The organism is Rhodococcus sp. WB1 (assembly GCF_001700945.1).
Taxonomy (GTDB): domain Bacteria; phylum Actinomycetota; class Actinomycetes; order Mycobacteriales; family Mycobacteriaceae; genus Rhodococcus; species Rhodococcus aetherivorans.
On record NZ_CP015529.1, the window covers coordinates 5,654,324 to 5,672,964 of the forward strand.

Consider the following 18,641-nt stretch of genomic DNA (forward strand, 5'->3'; position numbering starts at 1 on the left):
TACGAGTCTTCCCGATTCCTCCCTCCGTCTCGGTATGTACCTCCTTCAAGGAACGGCTATGTCCCTGTCGATGTCGAATGCCCTCGAATGCTCCGCCACCGCCGCATCGGAGCACGCTCCGGGCGTCCGTGGCGACCAATACCGCTCGGCCCTTCGGCGGCACCCCGCCGGGGTCACGATCGTCACTCTCGAATCCGGCTCCGGCCCGGTCGGGTTCACTGCGACGTCCTTCGCTTCGCTCTCCCTCGATCCGCCGCTGGTCTCGTTCAACATCACCGACACGTCGTCGAGCATCGGCGCCGTCCGCTCGGCCGAGTCGTTGGTGATCCACCTGTTGGGCGAGCATCAGCAGCATCTCGCGCAGCGCTTCGCGCGCAGCGCGGCGGAGCGGTTCTCCGACGAGTCGCTCTGGACCCGAATCGAATCCGGTGAACCCGTCCTGCACGGCACGCCGGTCTGGCTCCGGGTTGTCGTCGACCGGTTGATTCCGCTCGGTGACAGCACTCTGGTCGTCGGTGTCGTGGTTCGTGCGCACGAGGACCCGAATCCGGCGGAGGGAAAGCGTATTCCGTTGCTGTACCACGAGGGTGCCTACCACCGCCCCGTCGCATTGGAGGAGTGAATCATGAGTCGCCTGCCGAGTCTCCGGAACGAGTGTCCGAGCTGTCGCCGCACCGCATCGCCCGTCAGCTCGTCGGATCCCCTCCTCGACCGGAGCCTCACATGGAAATCCTCGACACTCGCAATGACGTAGTCACCGACGCCGGTGCCGAACTCGTTCTCGTCCTGCGACTGCCCGACATCGGAACACACTCCTCGCGTGACCTGGCGGCGCTCGCCGATGCCCTTCGCGAGGCCGCCCAGGATCTGGTTCCGGGCGTGAGCACCCATACGGTGCTCAGCCCGACCCCCATCCCGTTGATCATCGACCTTCCCGCCCGCGACGTCCTGCTCGACGGCCGGCGAGTGCTGCTCAGCCACAGCGAGTTCGAGATCCTCGCCTATCTCGTCCGCAACCCGAGGACCGTGGTGTCCCGGGCCGTCCTGCGTGACCTCGGGAACGGGGTGCGGGAGGTGGACAGTCGTGGCCGGAACGTCGATGTCCACGTCTCCCGGATCAGGACCAAATTGCAGCAGTTCGGCAGCATCATCTCCACGGTCCGCGGCAGCGGATACCGCTTCGACCCGCACCCGGCCGTGCACATCACGGAACTGCTGACGAGGCGGTGCGCATGACGCCCGGGCACGACGACCTCCCCACAGGTCGCCCTTCGGCGGCCGCACGCGAATCGGAGTGCGAGAGGCAAGGTCTACTGCGGCGGCTGTTCGCCGAGGTCCGGTGGCCGGACGTCGCCACCACCTACGCGGTGATAGAGCTGTGCACATGGTGAGCGCGGTCCGACCAGAACCTCCCGGCAGCGCACCGCGCCGGGATATCCCGAATGTGTGTGGAAAGGCCCCTGCGTGAAGACCACCGTCGTCGCCGGCAACCCCAAGCCCGGCTCCCGCACCCTCGACGCCGCCACCCTCCTGGCCACCGAGCTCACCGGCGCCGCACCGAACCACGTCGTCGACGTGATCACCCTCGGACCCGGCCTGCTCGGCTGGGGCGACGACGCCGTCAAGGCGGCGGTGGACACCGTCGCCGCCTCGGACCTCGTGGTCTTCGCCAGCCCCACGTTCAAGGCCACCTACACCGGCATCCTCAAGCTCTTCCTCGACCAGTTCGCCACCGGCGACGGCCTGCGCGATGTCACCGCCGTGCCGCTCATGCTCGGTGCCGGCCCGGCCCACGCCCTGGCCCCAGACCTGCTGCTCAAGCCGGTCCTCGTCGAACTCGGTGCCACCACCCCGGCGCCGGGTCTGTACCTGCTCGACTCCACCTACACCACCGACACGCGGATCGCGGACTACGCCCAGCGCTGGGCGCCGGTCCTGCGATCCGCGTGGCGGTGATCGGGCCGCGTCAGACGACCACGGGCTCGCGGTCGTCCTGATCGGCGGCCTCGAGTTCACGCACGAGCGGCAGCACCTTCTCGCCGAAGTACTCGATCTCCTCCTGGAAGTGGAGGAAGCCGGCCAGGATGAGATCGACCCCGCGCCGGCGGTATTCGACGATGCGGTGGGCGATCTGCTCGGGCGTGCCGATGAGCTGGGTGCGGAAGCCGTCGTTGTACTGGACCAGGTCCTCGAATGTCGAGTCGGCCCACATGCCCTTCTTGTCCCCGGTGGACGCACCGGCCTGCTGCACGGCGCCGCGGAAGCCCTCGACCGCCGGGCGGTTCGCCTTCTCGATGATCTCGCGGAGCGTGTCGCGCGCTTCCTTCTCGGTGTCGCGGGCGATGATGAACCCGTTGAGGCCGACCCTGACCTCGCGCTGGTGCTCGCGGGCGACGGCGCGCAGGTCGGCGATCTGGTCGCTGATGCCGTCGTAGTCCTTGCCGTTGCTGAAGTACCAGTCCGCGTAGCGGCCACCATTGGCGATCGCGGCGGTGGAGTTACCGCCCTGGAACAGTTCGGGATTGGGCCGCTCGGGCGTGTTGGCGGGCTTGGGCTTGAGGGTGAAGTCGTGGATGCGGTAGAAGTCGCCGCGGAAGTCGACATCGTCCTCGGTCCAGATCTTGCGCAGCACCTGCAGGAACTCGGCACTGCGGCGGTAGCGTTCGTCGTGCTCGAGCCACGGCTCGCCGAGGTGGGTGAACTCGTCCTTGAACCAGCCGCTGACGACGTTGACGGCGAACCGGCCGCCGGAGAGCTGGTCGGCGGTGGCACCCAGCTTGGCGAGCACCGCCGGCTGCCACAGTCCGGGATGGACGGCGGCGATCACCTTCAGGCGCTCGGTGGCCAGCAGGAGAGCGAGGGAGAAGCTGGTGGACTCGTGCTGGAACTCCGCGCCGTAGCTGGCCTCGTACCGCACCTGGCTCAGGGCGTACTCGAAGCCGTTGTTCTCGGCGGTGCGGGCGAGCCGGACGTTGTAGTCGTAGTCCCAGCTGGTGCGTTGTTCGATTTTCGAGGTGACCAGGCCGCCGCTGACGTTGGGCACCCAGTAGGCGAACTTGATCTCGGGGGTGATGTGTTCGGTCGACATGGGCACCAATTCAAGCGTCCGCACCCGCCGCACCCAATCGTTGGAATCAACCCGATCCCAACCGTCGCGAGCGGTTGCGACGGTCGGGACCGGGTCGTCGTCAGGCGGGCTGGACCGCTGCGCCGGCGAGCGGCGACGCGCTGAAGCCGCCGCTCGGCTGGAACCGCGCCAGCACGTCCTCGGCCGGCTCGCCGGCATGCGCGGTGATGAATGCCAGCACGTCGTCGCGGGTGTCGATGCCGAGCAGCGTGCCGGGTTCGGACAGGAACCCGAACAGCGCGGCGGCCACCGGCTCACTCACGGTCGCCGCGGGGAAGAGCAACTCCGCGTGCACGGCGTACTTCGGATCGCCGAGGAACAGCCGGGTCACCTCCGCGGCGGCGTGACCGCGGGCGTCCCAGTGCTTTTCGAACTGATCCGTGAGCCAGTCGGCGGTGAACTCGCCCTTGTGGCCGCGTGCCGCCTCGATCAGCGCCGCCACCTGCACCACGGTGTTCTGTGCGCCCTGGCCGGCGATGGGGTCGAACGCGATGGCGGTGTCGCCGATCGCGGCGACGACGTGGCCCCCGGCCGTGCGGCCCACCGCCCGCCGCACCGTCGGGGTGACGGACCCGCGCAGCCAGGAGTGCGGATCGGCCTCGATGACCTCGAGCTTCTCCACCTCGGGGGCGTCCTGCGGGAAGTAGTCGCGGTACAGCTCGACGACGGTGCGACGGGCGCTGTGGACGTCGGTGACCGCCTCGAACCGCTCGACCCACGGGCTGCCCGGCTTGGCGAAGCCGAGGAAGCTCCACGTCGGACCCGCGTCCTTGTGCAGGTACGGGCCGAGCCAGGCCTCGCCGTACTCGGTGTGCAGGTTGAACAGGTTGTGGGCGCCCCCCGCCTCGGAGCGGTAACCCCACGTGTCCGGGCCGTGCCCGAGTCCCCGGAGCGTCACCAGCAGCAGGGTGCGCTGGGGCTTGCGGTAGACGGTGCGCTCGGCGTCGACGGGAAACAGCGACGACAGGCCGCCCTTGCCGGTCGCGACGAGCGTCAGGTCGTGCTCGGCGGCGATCGCATCGAGACTCTCCGGCGTCACCGCACGCACCTCGAACCGGCCACCCCGGTCGAGGAAACGGCCCAGCCGGTCGTCCGCCCGCAGCCGGACGTCGACGCCCTGCGCGACGTACCGGAAATCCGGGTCGAACTCGAGGACCTCGGCGCGGGTGTCGCCGTCGCCCGAATACAGGCGCGTGCTCATGCCGGTCGAATGGGGTCCGTCGGCGTACAGATCCTCGATGATCCGGGCGTCGGACTCGCGGGACTTGCCGAAGTAGACGGCCGTTCCGGTCGCCGGCACGTCGTTGCGCAGCGACTCGCGATCCCGATCGCTGAGGACGGTGACGTCGAATCCGGCATCGAGGAAGCCGAGCGCGGCCGTGGTCCCGGCCAGTCCGGCGCCGACGACGGCGACGGAACGTCGAGTGGTGGTCATGGAAACTCCTCGTGGTGGGCGGTGATGGATCAGCCGACGTAGGCGCGGTGGCGGTCGGTCACGGTCGAGAGGGGCGCGCCGAGCCGGTAGCGGGCGCCCCGATGCTCGTCGGGGAGGCGGTCGCCCTTGCCGAAGAGCTTGTGGCGCAGCGTTCCCTCGGTGTAGGTCGTCGGGTAGGCACCGCGCTCCTGGAGGACGGGGACGACGTGGGTGATCACGTCCTCGAACGAGCCGGGCGTGACGGCATAGGCAAGGTTGAACCCGTCGACGTCGGTTTCGGCCACCCACTCCTGCAACCGGGTGGCGACGGACTCGCCGGAGCCGACGAAGCGGGGGCCCAGTCCGCCGATGCTCGCCCACTCGGCGATGTCGCGGACGCGCCATTCGCGGCCGTCGTCGTCGGCCTCCTGGAACGCCGCGACCGCGGAGCGGATGGCGTTGCTCTCGACGTTGCCGATCGGCTCGTCGAGGTCGTAGCGGGACAGGTCGATACCCATCCATCCGGAGGTGAACACCAGCGCGCCCTCGAGGCTGGCGTACCGCTTGTACTCCTCGTGTTTGGCCGCGGCCGCCTCGTCGGTGGCGTCCGTGACGATCGTGGCGAGGGCGTAGATCCGCGCGGAGTACGGATCGCGGCCGGCGTCGACGAGCGCGGCCCGGATGCGGGCCACGGTGTCGCGCAGGACCCGCTTGGACGGCGGCCCGACGAAGATCGCCTCCGCGTTCTCCGCCGCGAAGCGCACGCCGCGCGGCGACGCCCCGGCCTGATAGATCACCGGGGACCGCTGCGGTGACGGTTCGGACAGGTGAATGCCGGGCACCGTGAAATGCGCACCGCGATGCCCGATGTGGTGCACCTTCTCCGGGTCGATGTAGAGGCCGCGCTCGGCGTCCCGGACGACGGCGTCGTCCTCCCAGGAGCCCTCCCACAGCTTGTAGAGCACCTCGAGGTACTCGTCGGCGTGGTCGTAGCGGGTGTCGTGATCGAGCTGGTCGGCCTCGCCGAAGTTGCGGGCCGCGGACGGCAGGTATCCGGTGACGACGTTCCATCCGATGCGGCCGCGGGTGAGGTGGTCGAGGGTCGAGAGCCGCCGCGCGAACGGGTAGGGATGCTCGAATCCTGTTCCGGTGGTGATGCCGAAGCCGAGATGCTCGGTCGCCGCGGCCATCGCGGAGACGAGCAGGAGCGGATCGGCCACCGGGACCTGCGCCCCCTGCCGCAGCGCCGCCTCGTCGGTGCCGCCGTAGACGTCGTACGTGCCGAGCACGTCGGCGATGAACAGGCCGTCGAACAGGCCGCGTTCGAGGAGCCGGGCAAGTTCGGTCCAGTACCCGAGGTCGGTGTAGCGGTGCGACCGGTCCGCGGGGTGGCGCCACAGTCCGGGGGACTGGTGGGCCACGCAGTTCATGTCGAACGCGTTGAAGCGGATGTGCCGGGTCACGCGATGACTCCGGGGCGACGGCCCGCGCTCCACGCGTAGGGGAGCGGATCTCCGTTGAGCACATGGGCGCCGACGGCCTGCTGCTTGTAGATCAGCGGGTTGTGCGCCGCGACGGTCCGTGCGTTGCGCCAGTGCCGGTCCAGCGCCGCCTCCGACGAGGTGATGGATGCGCCGCCGACCTCGAACAGCTGCGCCGTCGCGTCGAGGACGAGCCCGATCACCACCGACTGGGCGCGGGCGGCGGAAGCCTCGGCGCGGTCGAGCAGTTCGGGGTCGTCGGCGCCCGCGTCGAGAAGGACGTCGAGGTCGTCGGCGACGGCGAGCACGGCGGCGCGGGCACCGAAGGCCGCGGCCGACAGCTTCCCGATCACCTGCTGGACCAGCGGGTCGTGCCGTGGCAGGTCGGCCACGGCGTGGGTGAACGTGCGGGTGCGCGCCCGAACCCAGTCGACGGCGTCGGCCTCGGCGCGCCGGGCGATGCCGGCGAGCACCGCGAGCTGCACCAGCTGCAGGTAGGCGGTCGCGTAGGTGCGGCCCGGGGCGCCGTAGCCGGGCCCGAGGATGCGGTCCTCCGGCACCACGACTCCCGTGAAGGTGGTGGTACCGCTCGCGGTGAGCCGCTGGCCGAAACCGTCCCAGTCGTCGGTCTGCTCGACGCCCTCCTGCCGCGCGTCCACCAGTACCGAGACCCGCTCGCCGTCGCGGTCCGCGGCGACGAGGATGTGGTCGGCGTACAGGCTTCCGGTGCTGTAGTACTTGATTCCGTCGAGGGCCCAGTCGCCGCCCTTGCGGGTGAGGGTCGTGCGGTAGCGGTCGGCGGCACCCACGCCCGGTTCGGTGATGGCGTTGCCGACGAGCGTGCCGTCCGCGGCGGCCGCGAGCCAGTGCCGGGCTCGTTCGTCACCCGCGAGCCGCTGGTCCTCGACGAAGCTCCAGTGCACGCGCAGCGCCTGTGGCAGGTTCGACTCGGCGGCAGCGAGGTCGATCAGCAGGTCGAACAGCTGACGGATCGTGGCACCGAAGCCGCCGAACTCGACCGGCACCCGCAGGGCGCCGAAACGGGCCTCCCGCAGCCACTGCACCTCGTGGAACGGCAGCCGGCGCTCGTGCTCGCGCTGGACGGCTCCCTCGGCGATCCGGTCGAAGATCGGCCGGAAGCGCTCCCGGAGTTCGTCGTCGGTCACGGCCGGCGTCTGGATCGTTGAACTGCTCACCTGTCATGCTCCTCGGTGTGGCGTCGATGTCGACACAACGATGGACAATCGGGCCCGCGATGGCACCGGTTGCGATCGGCCAGAGTTCAATACTGGCGCCGGGGAACGGGCGTGCGGCCGCCTCAGATCACCCCGTGCCGCGGTGGAGATGTCCCGTCCAGCGTCCAACGGCCGATGTGCTGCAGCTTCCAGCGCGTCGCGTCGTGCAGGGTGTGGGTGCGTGCGTCGCGCCAGTAGCGGGACAGGTTGGCCGCGCCGGATGCGCTTCGGGTGCCGCCCAGTTCGAACACCGCATTCGCGGCGTCGAGCGCGGCGCGGGTCGCCGCGACCTTCGCGGTGGCGACGTCGATCGATGCCGCCGCGGCGGTGTCGGCGTCGAGGTCGGCGCGCGCGGAGTCCACCGCGCGGGCCGCGACGGTCAGCAGGGCCTGGGCCGCCCGCACCGTGACCGTCACCTCGCCGGCGAGCTGAGCCAGTAGCGGATCGTCCACCGCGCGGTCGACTCCCGCCTCGAAGTGGGGACGGGCGCGGCCGGCCTGCACGACCGCCTCGCGCAGGGCGCCGGTCGCGATCCCCACGTCGATCGCGGCGTGCAGGATCTGTGCCTGTGCCCCGTAGGTGGTGGGCCCGTCGAACAACCCCGAGTACGGGACGATCGACGAGGCGGGCACCGTCACGCCGTCGAGGGTGACGGTGCCACTGGCGGTGGTGCGCTGCCCCATGCCGTCCCAGTCGTCGACGACGGTGAGCCCGGCGGCGTCGCGGGGCACGAACGCCACGGCCTTCGGAGTGCCGCGGCCCGGGGTGCCGCCGTCGCCGACCACACTGGCGCGCACGGCGATCCAGTCCGCGAACAGGGCGCCCGTGCTGTAGAACTTGCGGCCCGAGAGCGTGAAACCCGCACCGGACGGGACGAGCACCGTGGTGTCCACGTCGACGGGATGGGGGCCCCGTTCGCTCTGCGCGTTCGCGAACAGGGCTCCGGACCGCACCTCACCGTAGAAGAACTCCTGCTGATCCGGGGTTCCCTGCGACCGGAGCAGTTCGAGGAAGGTGAAATGGGACTGGGGGATCTGCGCGATACTCGGATCCGCCTCGGCGAGGAGCCGGAAGATCTCCACGAGCGTCTCGGTGGGCACGTCGAGCCCGCCGTACGCGCGGGGCACCGTCACCGCGCCGAGGCCCGATCCGGCGAACTCGCGGATCTGGGTGTGCGGCAGTTCGCGGTTCGCGTCGCGGAGCGTGGCGTTCTCGGCGAATCGCCGGCCCAGCACCGTGGCCGTCTCGAGCGCGTGGTCGCCGTCGACGATCCCGGATGTGACCTCGGCAGTGCCCATCTCAGCGGACCCCGGCGGGAAGGAAGGGAACGCTTCCGGATACGGCGCCGCCGGCACCGCCGATGAACAGTCCGCGTTCCCGCAGGACCGGTAGCACCCCCTCGCCGAACCAGTACAGCTCCTCGAGGTGCGGGTATCCCGAGAGGACGAACTCGTCGATGCCCAGCGCGGCGTATTCGGCGATCCGGTCGGCGACTTCGGTATGGCTGCCGACCAGCGCCGTCCCGGCCCCGCCGCGCACGAGACCCACCCCGGTCCACAGGTTCGGCGCCACCTCCAGGTTACGGGCGTCGCGCCAGTCTCCGCTGCGCCGGTTGTTCTCGTGCAGGGCGAGCATGCGGCGCTGTCCTTCGGACTCACTGCGTGCGAGACCCGCCTGTGCCGCGGTCACCGTGTCGGGGCCGAGTGCCGCGATCAGCCGGTCGGCCTGCGCCCACGCATCGGCGGCGGTGTCCCGGGTGATGACGTGCAGGCGGATGCCGAACCGGATGGTGCGTCCGCGCCGGGAGGCGAGTTCGCGGATCCATGCGATCTTTTCGGCGACGGCCGCCGGCGGCTCACCCCAGGTGAGGTAGACGTCGGCGTGCTCGGCGGCCACCGGGCCCGCCGCGGCGGACGATCCACCGAAGTACAACGGGGGGACAGGGCTCGGGAGCGTGGCCAGCGCGGCTTCCGAGATGTTCAGGTGCGTGCCGGAGTGGGTGACGGTCTCGCCGGCCCACAACCGTCGGACGATCGAGAGGAACTCGTCCGCTCGGGCGTACCGCTCGTCCTTGCCGAGGCGGTCGCCGTACGCGCGCTGCTCGTGGGCCTCGCCGCCCACCACCACGTTGAGCAGGATCCGCCCCGGGGCGTGCAGTGAGAACGTCGCCGCCATCTGCGCGGCGAGGGTGGGGCTGATCAGTCCTGGGCGGAACGCCACGAGGAAGGCGAGTCGCTCGGATTCGCGCGCCACCATTGCCGTGGTGAGGAAGGCGTCCTCGCACCATGCGCCGGTAGGGGTGAGTGCGCCGGCGAATCCGAACTCCTCGGCGGCGCGGGCGATCGACGCCAGGTACCCGACGGTGGCGCGCCGATCACCGCGGGCCGCCCCGGCGGGCGTTCCGTGGCCGCCGCCGACGATCAGGCGGCTGTCGCCGTAGGTGGGAAGAAACCAATGGAATGCGAGGGACATTGTTGCGAGGTTAAGGGCGGGGCGGAGCGCGGGCCACGGTTGAAATCGGTCCGATTCCAATTCTGGTCCGCGCCGGACGGCGCCCGGCGCCCCTGCCGAGCGGGACGCGTGGACCGGACGACGAAAGGCGGGGCGAGAGAAGAAACTCTCGCCCCGCGTCTCGAACGACGGTCAGGAGGCCAGGATGAGCCCGCGGTCCCCGGTGCCGAAGCGGCGCAGGACCTCCACCACAGCGGGCGACGGCGTTGCCAGCCCCCGTGATTCGAGCCACGGCAGGGTGCCGTCGACGATGTGCTCGATCGTGAACTCGGCACCGAGTGGGAGGAGCGTCACGCCGTCGGCCACGCGGGTGGTGTGGATGTCGGCGATCAGTCCGGCGAGGCCGTGCGGGGTGCCGATGTAGGACAGGGTGTCTGCGCGACGACGGCCGTCGAGCAGCGCATACTGCTTGCGGGCGCCGCGGGCCTCCTCGGCGACGAGCACCTCGAGATCGACCAGGACGCTGATGCTGTCGGGATCGCGACCGTCGGCGCGGGCTTCGGAGCGTGCCCGTTCGCGGAGCTTCGCGCTCTCCCTCAGGTCGGCGGCGCGGATCCGGACCACGTTCGACGGCGAGGCGCTCAGGTCGAGCGCCGGTTCGTCGGCGCGTCCGGTGGTCAGATCGGCCCAGTAGTGCGGTCCCTCGGGCCCGGCAAGCTCGACGGCGATACGCAGGGGGCGATCAATGGTCCGGATAGTGTTGTGCGACAAGGGTTTTCTCCTGGAGAATGCGCCGCTCCGGTGGTACTCCGGCGCGACGTGGCGGAAGGGGCTGTGAGCGGTCAGCCCGTACAGATGCCCGAGGAGGTCCGGCCCAGATCGACGTGACGACGGCACCAGCGGGCGACGACGGTCGCTGCGGTCTCGGGTGCCATGGGCGATATCCTACACAATTGGTCGGGAATGCTCGATTCGGTGGTGAACCCGCCGTCCGGGCGGGTTCACCACCGGGGTCATGCGGCGCGGAGCGCGGCGAGCCCCCACTCGCGCGCCAGCAGTTCGTACGAACGCAGCCGGTCCTCGTGCCGGTGCGTCACCGACGTGACCACGAGCTCGTCCGCCCCGGTAACGCGCTGCAGCGACTCGAGCCGCTCCGCCACGGTGGCGGGAGCGCCGACGAACTGGGTGATCAGCCGGTCGTCGACGAGGCTGCGCTCCTCGTCGCTCAGCGGTGCCGACGTGGCCGGGTCCGGGTACGGGACGGCCCCGTGGCCGGACCGGATGCTGTGCGTCCAGTGCCCGTACGTGGCCGCCAGGTCACGCGCGGTGGCGTCGTCGTCGGCGACGACCGCGTCGGCGGACACCACCACGTACGGTCGGTCGAGGAAGCGGGACGGGCGGAACGCCGCGCGGTACGCCTCGACCGCCTCGACGGTGGTGCCGGGACTGACGTGGTAGTTCGCACCGAACGGCAGGCCCAGCCGTCCGGCCAGCGACGCCGACGGCCCCGCACTGGTCCCGAAGACCCACAGCTCGACGTCCGCGCCCTCGCCGGGGCTGGCGTGCAGCTCGATCCCGTCCTCGGTGCGATAGGTCCCGTCCAGCAGAGCGAGGATGTCGTCCACCTGCCCGTCGAAGTCCGGGGCCTGCGCCCCCGGTTGCTGCAACGCGGCGAACCCGGCGGCCAGGCGCGGGGAGGACAGCAACGGCCCGGGCTGGTACGGCGGCGGAATGACCAGGCCGTCGCGCACCTCGGTGGCGCGGTGCGATTCCTCTTCGGCGGCCCCGGACCGGGCGGCCGCGAGCGCCTCCGCCCGGCGTTGTCCCGACCGGCCGAGTCCCAGGTCGATCCTGCCCGGATACAGCGCGTCCAGCGTGCCGAACGCCTCGACCACACCGGCCGCGGTGTTGTGACCGAGCTGAACCGCGGCGGCGCCGACGCGGATGGTGCTGGTGGCGGCGGCGATTGCGCCGATCAGCACGGCCGGCGACGACGACGCGACGGCGACGAAGTGGTGCTCGGCCACCCAATACCGGCGGTACCCCCAGCCTTCCGTCCTCCGGGCCAGGTCCACGGTGTTGTGCAACGCCTGCGCCGTGGTGGATCCCTCGCTGACGGGGGAGAGGTCGAGGACCGAGAGCGGCACCGGATTCGATGCGGTCGTCACCGGGCCTCCTCGTCGCGCGGAGTGCGTTCGCCGGCCTCGACGGCGAACGGCAGCCGGTTCTCCGCCGGGGCGATGGGGCACGTCGCCGCGTCGGTGAACGCGCACGGCAGGTTGGCGGCCCGGGTGAAGTCGAGCGTGACCGAGCCGTCGGCGGTCGGCGCGGCGACCTCGAGGATCCGCGCGGCCGGGTAGGTCGTCACGCCGCTGGTTCCGTCGGTGAACAGCACGCGCAGCGGACCCGAGCCGTCGCCGAACGCGACGAGGCGGTGCTCGGCGCCGTCATGGGTGAAGCGGATCAGCCCGGCCGCGCTGTGGTGGTGCTCGAGGCCGTCGACCACGGCGCCGGTGGTGACGGTCCGCACCTGATCGAAGGCCTCGAAGCGGCCCTGCAGCACCCACTCCGGCGCAGGCTCGTACGCGGGGATTCCGGTGAAGGCCGTCAGAGCCGGCGACTTCGGGTCGTGGATGCGGACGGCGAACCGGCCGGTGCGGCGGATGATCTCGGCGTAGCCGTCGCCGGCCGCGACCCGGACACCGGGTGCGCCCTCGATCGGCTCGTGCACCTCGGTTCCGCCGTCGGATTCGAGGAGCACGCGCTCGCCGTCCACCCGCCACAATCCGGGCACCTCGTCGAGGATCGTGGGCTCGGTGTCCAGCCAGTACAGCCCGGTCAGGCTGAGCCAGCCGTCCGGGCGGCGCAGCGCCTCCTCGCGGGCTGCGTGCCAGCTCCGCCAGTCCTCGGTGAACGTCTCTCGGTCGAGTGTGGTGGTCACGATGCCTGAACTCCTTCGTCGATCTCGTGCGGGTGGCGCAGGTCGAGGTGACTGCGCAGGGTGGTGCCCTCGTATTCGGTGCGGAAACTGCCGCGTTCCTGCAGCAGCGGCACGACCTTGTCGACGAATTCGTCGAGGCCGCCGGGGGTGAGGTGCGGAACCAGGATGAAGCCGTCGCTCGCGTCGGTCTGCACATAGCGGTCGATCTCGGAGGCGACGTGATCGGGGGTGCCGACGAACTGCTGCCGCGCGGTGACCTCGATGATCAGTTCGCGGATGCTGAGCTTCTCGGCCTCGGCCTTCTCCCGCCAGGCCAGCGCGACGGCGCGCGGATCCTTGGCGTGGCGGACGCGGCCGCGCGTGATGTTCAGGTTGTCCTCCGGTTCGACGTCCGGCAGCGGCCCTTCGGGGTCGTACCCGGACAGGTCGCGGCCCCACACCTGCTCGAGGAACGCGATCGCGGTCTGCGGGCTCACCTGCTGCAGCCGGATGTGGCGGGCTCGCTCGGCCGCGTCCTCCGCGGAGTCGCCGAGGACGAACGTCGCGGCCGGAAGGATCTTCAGGTCGGCGTGGCTGCGCCCGTACTTCGCGAGGCGGCCCTTGACGTCGGCGTAGAAGGCGTGGCCCTCCTCGAGGGTGCCGTGGCCGGTGAAGATGGCGTCGGCCTTGGCGGCGCCGAATTCGCGGCCCTCGTCCGAGTCGCCGGCCTGCAGGAGCACCGGGTGTCCCTGCGGGCTGCGTGGCACCTCGAACCGCCCGGAGATGTCGAACTGCGTGGTGTGGATGTCGAACGGAGCGATGTCGGAATCCGCCGCGAAGATGCCGTTTTCGCGGTCGACGACCGGTGCTCCGGGGCGCCAGCCGTCCCACAGCCGCCGGGTGACGTCGACGATCTCGTGGGCGCGGACGTAGCGCTGCGAGTGGTCGAGATAGCCGCCACGCCGGAAGTTCTCGCCGGTGAAGGCGTCGGAGGAGGTGACGAGGTTCCACGCGGCGCGGCCGTCGGACAGATGGTCGAGGGTGGCGAACTGCTTGGCCAGTTCGTACGGCTCGTTGAAGGTGGTGTTGATCGTGCCCGCGAGCCCGAGGTGGGTCGTCGCACCGGCGAGGGCCTCGAGAACCGTAAGGGTGTCGGGCCGGCCGACGACGTCGAGATCGTGGATGCGGCCGCGGTGTTCGCGCAGCCGCAGTCCCTCGGCCAGGAAGAAGAAGTCGAACAGTCCGCGTTCTGCGGTCCGGGCCAGGTGCAGGAAGGACTCGAAGTCGATCTGGCTCTTCGATTCGGGATCCGCCCACACGGTCGTGTTGTTGACGCCCGGGAAGTGCGCGGCCAGATGGATCTGCTTTCGAACGGTGTTCTGCGGCATGGTTGTCGGCCTCCTCAGGCGGTGGCGTAGCGGTTGACGGGGCGCGGCAGGCCGAGACGGTCCCGCAGGGTTCCAGTGGACGTCGGGTCCTGCCGCCGCAACACCGGCAGGACCCGTTCGGTGAGCGCCGCGACCGTGCCGGCGAGGGCCAGCGGACGTAGCACCACGCCGTCCAGGCCGTCCACGTCCCCGAGGAGTGCGAGCAGCCCTGCCGGGCCGCCGCGGTAGAACAGCGACTCCGGCGTGTAGGCAGCGCCGGCCCAGTTCTCGAGCTGGGCCAGGTCCGCGGCGGCGGTGGCGTCGTCCGCGGCGAGCAGCACGTCGATGTCGAGCAGCACCGCCGGTCGCCGATCACCGGCCTGCGCGCGCAGACGCTCGGCCAGGTTCGCGGCGGACCCGAGGTCGGCGGCCTCGATACGCACGAGATCGGCGCGTTCCGCGGCGAAGTCGAACGACTGCTCGTCCGCTGCCGCAACGGCGACGAGGGGCCGGCCCTGGGGTGACCGGGGCGTGATCGACGGACCTTTGACGGAGAAGTGCTCGCCGACGAAGTCGATGTAGTGCAGCTTGTCCCGGTCGACGAACCGGCCGGTGGCGACGTCGCGGATCTCGGCGTCGTCCTCCCAGCTGTCCCACAGGCGGGCCGCGACCTCGGCGGCCTCGGCGGCCTCGGTCCACAGTGAGCCGGTGCCCTGGGTGCCCTTGCGGCCGAACAGGGCGGCCCGGTCCTCACCCTCGGAGACGGCGACCTGCCACCCCGCACGGCCGGCCGTGGTGTGGTCGAGGGTTTGCACGGCCTTGGCCACGTGGAACGGTTCCGTGTGGGTCACCGTCGCGGTGGGGATCAGCCCGATCCGCGAGGTGACGGCGGACAGCCGGGCGGCGACGCCGACCGCTTCGAGCCGGCCGCGCACGGTGTCCGCACCGGAGTCGATACCGAACGAGTCGGGGAGGAAGGCCAGGTCGACGCCGGCACGATCCGCGCTGCCCACGAGATCCGCCCAGTAGCGGGCGGTGAACACGTCCTCCGCGCGTGAATCCGTGCGACGCCACGAATGCGGATGCGAGCCGGTTCCGCGGAATTCGAGGGCGAGCAACAACTGTGAACTATCGGGCATGCCGAACCTTCCCTGGAATGGCATCGAGCAGCAGTTTCGTGTACTCGTGCTGTGGTCTGTCGAAAATCTCTGCGGTGGTCCCGGATTCGATGATTTCGCCGGACCGCATCACCGCGACGGTGTCGCTGATCTGCCGGACCACGGCAAGATCGTGGGAGATGAACAGGTAGCTCAGCCCCAGCTCGTCCTGCAGGCGAGCGAGCAGGTCGAGGATCTGCGCCTGGACCGACACGTCGAGCGCGGAGACGGGCTCGTCGAGCACGAGGAGTTCCGGGTGCAGCGCGAGCGCGCGGGCGATCGCAACGCGCTGTCGTTGTCCGCCGGACAGTTCCGCGGGTCTGCGCTCGAGGTGTGCCGTGCTCAGCGCCACCTGCCCGATCAGCTCCGCAACACGTTCGGCGCGCTCGCTTTTCGTGCCGATGCCGAAGGCTTCGAGCGGTTCGGCGACGACGTCGCGGATGCGGAGCTTGGGATTCAGGGCCGCATAGGGGTTCTGGTGGACGATCTGCACCCGGCGACGGAGCTCGCGCAGGTCCCGGCCGCGCAGCGCGGTGATGTCCCGCCCGTCGAACCGGACCTGCCCGGACGTGGCGGATTCCAGTCGGATCGCGATGCGGGACACCGTGGACTTGCCGGAACCGGACTCGCCGACCAGGGACAGAGTGCGACCGCGCGGAACCGAGAAGGAGACGTCGCGCACCGCCTCGAGCGACGTGCGCCGGTCGATGCGGAAGGTCTTCGAGACCCCGGACACGGTGAGCAGGGGTTCCGCGGGTCCGCGGCCGGGCCGGGCCGCGGCGCCGGCAAGGCTCGGTGCGGCGGCGACGAGCGCCCGGGTGTACTCGTGCCGGGGGTTCTCGAGGATCTGCCGGGCCGGCCCGGTCTCGACGATCCGGCCCTGGCTCATCACGACGATGCGGTCGGCGCGGTCGGCGGCGACGCCGAGGTCGTGGGTGATGAGCAGGACCGCGGTACCGGTCTCGGCGATGCGGCTGTCGAGATGGTCGAGGATGCGCCGCTGCACGGTGACGTCGAGGGCGCTGGTCGGCTCGTCTGCGATGACGAGGTCCGGCCGGCATGCGAGCGCGATGCCTATGAGCACGCGCTGCCGCTGCCCGCCGGACAGGTTCTGCGGGTACTGCCTGGCACGGAGTTCGGGATCGTCGAGCCCGGCTTCCGCGAGGATGCGCCGCGCGTCGATCTTCGCGGTGCGCCGGTCGGCGAGACCGTGGATACGCAGGACCTCGGCGACCTGGTCACCGATGCGGACGACCGGGTTCAGGGACGTGGTGGGGTCCTGTGGCACGAGTCCGATGCGGGCACCGCGCACCTTCTCGAAGGCGCGTTCGGACAGGGAGTCCAGTCGCTGCCCGTCGAACGTGACGGTGCCGCCGGTGATCCGGCCGCTACCCGACAGCAGGCCGAGGATCGCGTGTGCGGTCGTCGACTTGCCGGAACCGGACTCGCCGACCACCGCGACGACCTCGCCCCGGGAAAGGGTGAAGCCGACACCGTCCACCGCGGTGACCGGGTCGCGACGGCTGCCGTACTCGACCCGCAGGTCGCGTACGTCCAGCAGGGCCGCGGTCATCGAGTGCTCCGTTCTTCGATGGCGTGACCGAGGCGGTGCGCCGACAGGACGACCGCCACGATGACCAGGCCGGGCAGTGTCGTCATCCACCAGGCGGTGGCCAGGTAGTTCCTGCCTTCGGAGATCAGCGATCCCCATTCCGGGGTGGGCGGCACCGCGCCGAAGCCGAGGAAGCTCAGCGACGACACGGCGAGCACGGCCATGCCGAACTCGACCGCCGCGAGCGCGACGACGGGGGCGTACGAGTTGCGCAGCACGTGCCGGCGCAGGACGGTGTGCCAGCGGACACCGCATGCGAACGCCGCCTCGACGTACAGGGCGCGGCGCACGCGCAGGACCTCCGACCGCATGACGCGGGCGAAGTTCGCGACGAGCCCGACGCCGACCGCGATCGCCACGTTCATGGTGCCGAATCCGAGGGCGGTGACGAGCGCCAGGGACAGCAGCAGGGCGGGGATGGACAGCAGAACATCGACGGCCCGCATGAGTAGGCCGTCGACCGCTCCGCCGACCGCGCCGGAGAGCAACCCGACGAGCGAGCCGACGACGAGAGCGATTCCGACGGCGACGAGCGTCGCGGTCAGGGACAGGCCCGCACCGTGCACGACCCGGGTGTACACGTCGCGCCCGATGTTGTCGGTGCCGAACCAGTGCGCCGCGGACGGCCCCTGCAACTTGTCGGCCGGGACGCCCTGCAGCGGATCACCGGACGCGAAGACCGAGGGGAACAGAGCGAAGCCGACGGCGAGGAACAGCACAGTCGTCGAGACCACGAGAACCCCGTAGCGGCGCAGGGCGCTCGTCGCTCCCCGGAGCCGGGACGGTCCGTGTGGCCCGGTCGCGGCCTGCGCGGATGCGGCGACCGGTTCCCGGATCAGGACGTCAGACATGAGCCTTCCTCTCCTCCTCCACCGCGAAGCCGGTGAGTTCGGTGGTCACCTCGGCGGGCGTCGGATGCGAGGGCGAACCGCCGCCGCGACGGCCGTCGGCGATGCGCGGATCGATGAGCGGATAGACCAGGTCCACCGCGAGGTTGACGAGCACGAAGATCACCGCACTGAAGACCACGATGCCCTGGACGACGGGAATATCCTGCGCCAGAACCGAAGTCTGGGTCAGACGACCGACACCGGCGCGGGAGAACACCGTCTCGACGACCACGGACCCCGCCAACAGGTTGCCGACTGTCACCCCGGCGATGGTGAATGCGGGGATGCTGGACAGCCGCAGTGTGTGCCGGGTCTGGAGGCGCCACCGGGACGCGCCCTTGGCGCGAGCTGCTTCGACGAACGGTTGCCGCCATGTGGTCTGCAGGCTCGCGGCGAGGACCTGCGCGATCACCGCACCGGTGGGAAGCGCGAGGGTGATCGCGGGCAGCACCAGATGCTCGATGCCCTGGTCGCCGAATGCCGGAAGCAGCTTCATCCGGAACGAGAAGAGCTGGAGCAGAAGAAGTCCCACCCAGAAGGTCGGAACCGCGACACCGAGCGGCGGCAGCGAGAACAGCGTGCTGCGCAGCCACCGGGCGCGCGTATACGTGGCGACGAACGCGATCGAGGTGCCGAGGAGCACGGCGAGCGCCAGGGCGACCGCGGCCAGGGCCAGGGTGCTGGGTACGGCGGCGGCGATCGCGTCGGTCACGGGTTGTCCCGTGACGATCGAGATGCCGAAGTCACCCCGGACGGCGTTGCTCAACGCAGTGAGGTACTGCTCCCACAGCGGCCGGTCGAGCCCGTACCGCTCCTGCAGTTGCGCGACAGCGGCCGCATCCACCGGTGTGCCGCTGCCGGCGCCGTCGACCGCGATGCTCACCGGGTCGGACGGCAGCAGGTACAGCACGCCGAACGAGACGGTGAACGCCGCCCACAGCACCAACAGCGCCTGCACGAGCCGGGAACCGAGATACCGGGCCATGG

17 protein-coding genes are annotated in these 18,641 nt (G+C 70.7%); 3 read left to right on the plus strand and 14 right to left on the minus strand.

What is annotated here, in order from left to right; translation table 11 throughout:
• Positions 1 to 58: 58 nt before the first annotated feature.
• From A4U64_RS25365 to A4U64_RS25375, 3 genes are all read left to right on the plus strand, one after another.
• A complete protein-coding gene (locus A4U64_RS25365) occupies positions 59 to 622 on the plus strand; it encodes a flavin reductase family protein (RefSeq protein WP_043796867.1) in 564 nt (187 codons plus the stop codon).
• Between the two features lie 101 nt (positions 623 to 723).
• Positions 724 to 1,236: a winged helix-turn-helix domain-containing protein gene (locus A4U64_RS25370; RefSeq protein ID WP_043796865.1), complete on the plus strand. Its 513-nt coding sequence runs from the start codon at positions 724 to 726 to the stop codon at positions 1,234 to 1,236.
• Between the two features lie 228 nt (positions 1,237 to 1,464).
• Entirely contained in the window at positions 1,465 to 1,956 is a 492-nt protein-coding gene (locus A4U64_RS25375) for an NADPH-dependent FMN reductase (RefSeq protein ID WP_065923295.1), read from the plus strand.
• Between the two features lie 10 nt (positions 1,957 to 1,966).
• Here A4U64_RS25375 and sfnG read toward each other — a convergent pair whose 3' ends face one another.
• The 14 genes from sfnG to A4U64_RS25445 form a co-directional block, all read right to left on the minus strand.
• Positions 1,967 to 3,088 carry a dimethylsulfone monooxygenase SfnG gene (gene sfnG, locus A4U64_RS25380; protein WP_065923584.1) on the minus strand — a complete coding sequence of 374 codons (1,122 nt, stop codon included), beginning with the start codon at positions 3,086 to 3,088 and terminating at the stop codon, positions 1,967 to 1,969.
• 100 nt (positions 3,089 to 3,188) lie between these two features.
• Entirely contained in the window at positions 3,189 to 4,562 is a 1,374-nt protein-coding gene (locus A4U64_RS25385) for a styrene monooxygenase/indole monooxygenase family protein (RefSeq protein ID WP_065923296.1), read from the minus strand.
• A gap of 29 nt (positions 4,563 to 4,591) precedes the next feature.
• On the minus strand, positions 4,592 to 6,004 hold the full coding sequence (locus A4U64_RS25390) for an LLM class flavin-dependent oxidoreductase (protein WP_006943659.1): 1,413 nt from the start codon (positions 6,002 to 6,004) through the stop codon (positions 4,592 to 4,594).
• A complete protein-coding gene (locus A4U64_RS25395) occupies positions 6,001 to 7,218 on the minus strand; it encodes an acyl-CoA dehydrogenase family protein (protein WP_006943658.1) in 1,218 nt (405 codons plus the stop codon). The genes A4U64_RS25390 and A4U64_RS25395 overlap by 4 nt, the downstream gene beginning before the upstream one ends.
• Before the next feature lie 122 nt (positions 7,219 to 7,340).
• A complete protein-coding gene (locus A4U64_RS25400; protein ID WP_065923297.1) occupies positions 7,341 to 8,555 on the minus strand; it encodes an SfnB family sulfur acquisition oxidoreductase in 1,215 nt (404 codons plus the stop codon).
• Between the two features lies 1 nt (position 8,556).
• Positions 8,557 to 9,729, minus strand: a complete 1,173-nt coding sequence (locus A4U64_RS25405; RefSeq protein WP_065923298.1) for an LLM class flavin-dependent oxidoreductase — start codon at positions 9,727 to 9,729, stop codon at positions 8,557 to 8,559.
• 171 nt (positions 9,730 to 9,900) lie between these two features.
• Entirely contained in the window at positions 9,901 to 10,479 is a 579-nt protein-coding gene (locus A4U64_RS25410; RefSeq protein ID WP_065923299.1) for a hypothetical protein, read from the minus strand.
• A gap of 242 nt (positions 10,480 to 10,721) precedes the next feature.
• Positions 10,722 to 11,876, minus strand: coding sequence for an LLM class flavin-dependent oxidoreductase (locus A4U64_RS25415; protein WP_065923300.1), 1,155 nt, complete (start codon positions 11,874 to 11,876; stop codon positions 10,722 to 10,724).
• On the minus strand, positions 11,873 to 12,649 hold the full coding sequence (locus A4U64_RS25420) for a DUF1684 domain-containing protein (RefSeq protein WP_050036143.1): 777 nt from the start codon (positions 12,647 to 12,649) through the stop codon (positions 11,873 to 11,875). The genes A4U64_RS25415 and A4U64_RS25420 overlap by 4 nt, the downstream gene beginning before the upstream one ends.
• The gene (locus A4U64_RS25425) at positions 12,646 to 14,016 is read right to left on the minus strand and encodes an NtaA/DmoA family FMN-dependent monooxygenase (protein WP_065923301.1); all 1,371 of its coding nucleotides are present in this window, start codon (positions 14,014 to 14,016) and stop codon (positions 12,646 to 12,648) included. Before A4U64_RS25425 ends, A4U64_RS25420 begins: the two co-directional genes overlap by 4 nt.
• Positions 14,017 to 14,030: 14 nt before the next feature.
• Positions 14,031 to 15,134, minus strand: coding sequence for an LLM class flavin-dependent oxidoreductase (locus A4U64_RS25430; protein ID WP_065923302.1), 1,104 nt, complete (start codon positions 15,132 to 15,134; stop codon positions 14,031 to 14,033).
• On the minus strand, positions 15,124 to 16,725 hold the full coding sequence (locus tag A4U64_RS25435) for a dipeptide ABC transporter ATP-binding protein (RefSeq protein WP_065923303.1): 1,602 nt from the start codon (positions 16,723 to 16,725) through the stop codon (positions 15,124 to 15,126). The genes A4U64_RS25430 and A4U64_RS25435 overlap by 11 nt, the downstream gene beginning before the upstream one ends.
• Positions 16,722 to 17,615, minus strand: a complete 894-nt coding sequence (locus A4U64_RS25440; protein ID WP_065923304.1) for an ABC transporter permease — start codon at positions 17,613 to 17,615, stop codon at positions 16,722 to 16,724. Before A4U64_RS25440 ends, A4U64_RS25435 begins: the two co-directional genes overlap by 4 nt.
• Positions 17,608 to 18,639, minus strand: a complete 1,032-nt coding sequence (locus tag A4U64_RS25445; protein ID WP_029546676.1) for an ABC transporter permease — start codon at positions 18,637 to 18,639, stop codon at positions 17,608 to 17,610. Before A4U64_RS25445 ends, A4U64_RS25440 begins: the two co-directional genes overlap by 8 nt.
• Between the last annotated feature and the right edge of the window lie 2 nt (positions 18,640 to 18,641).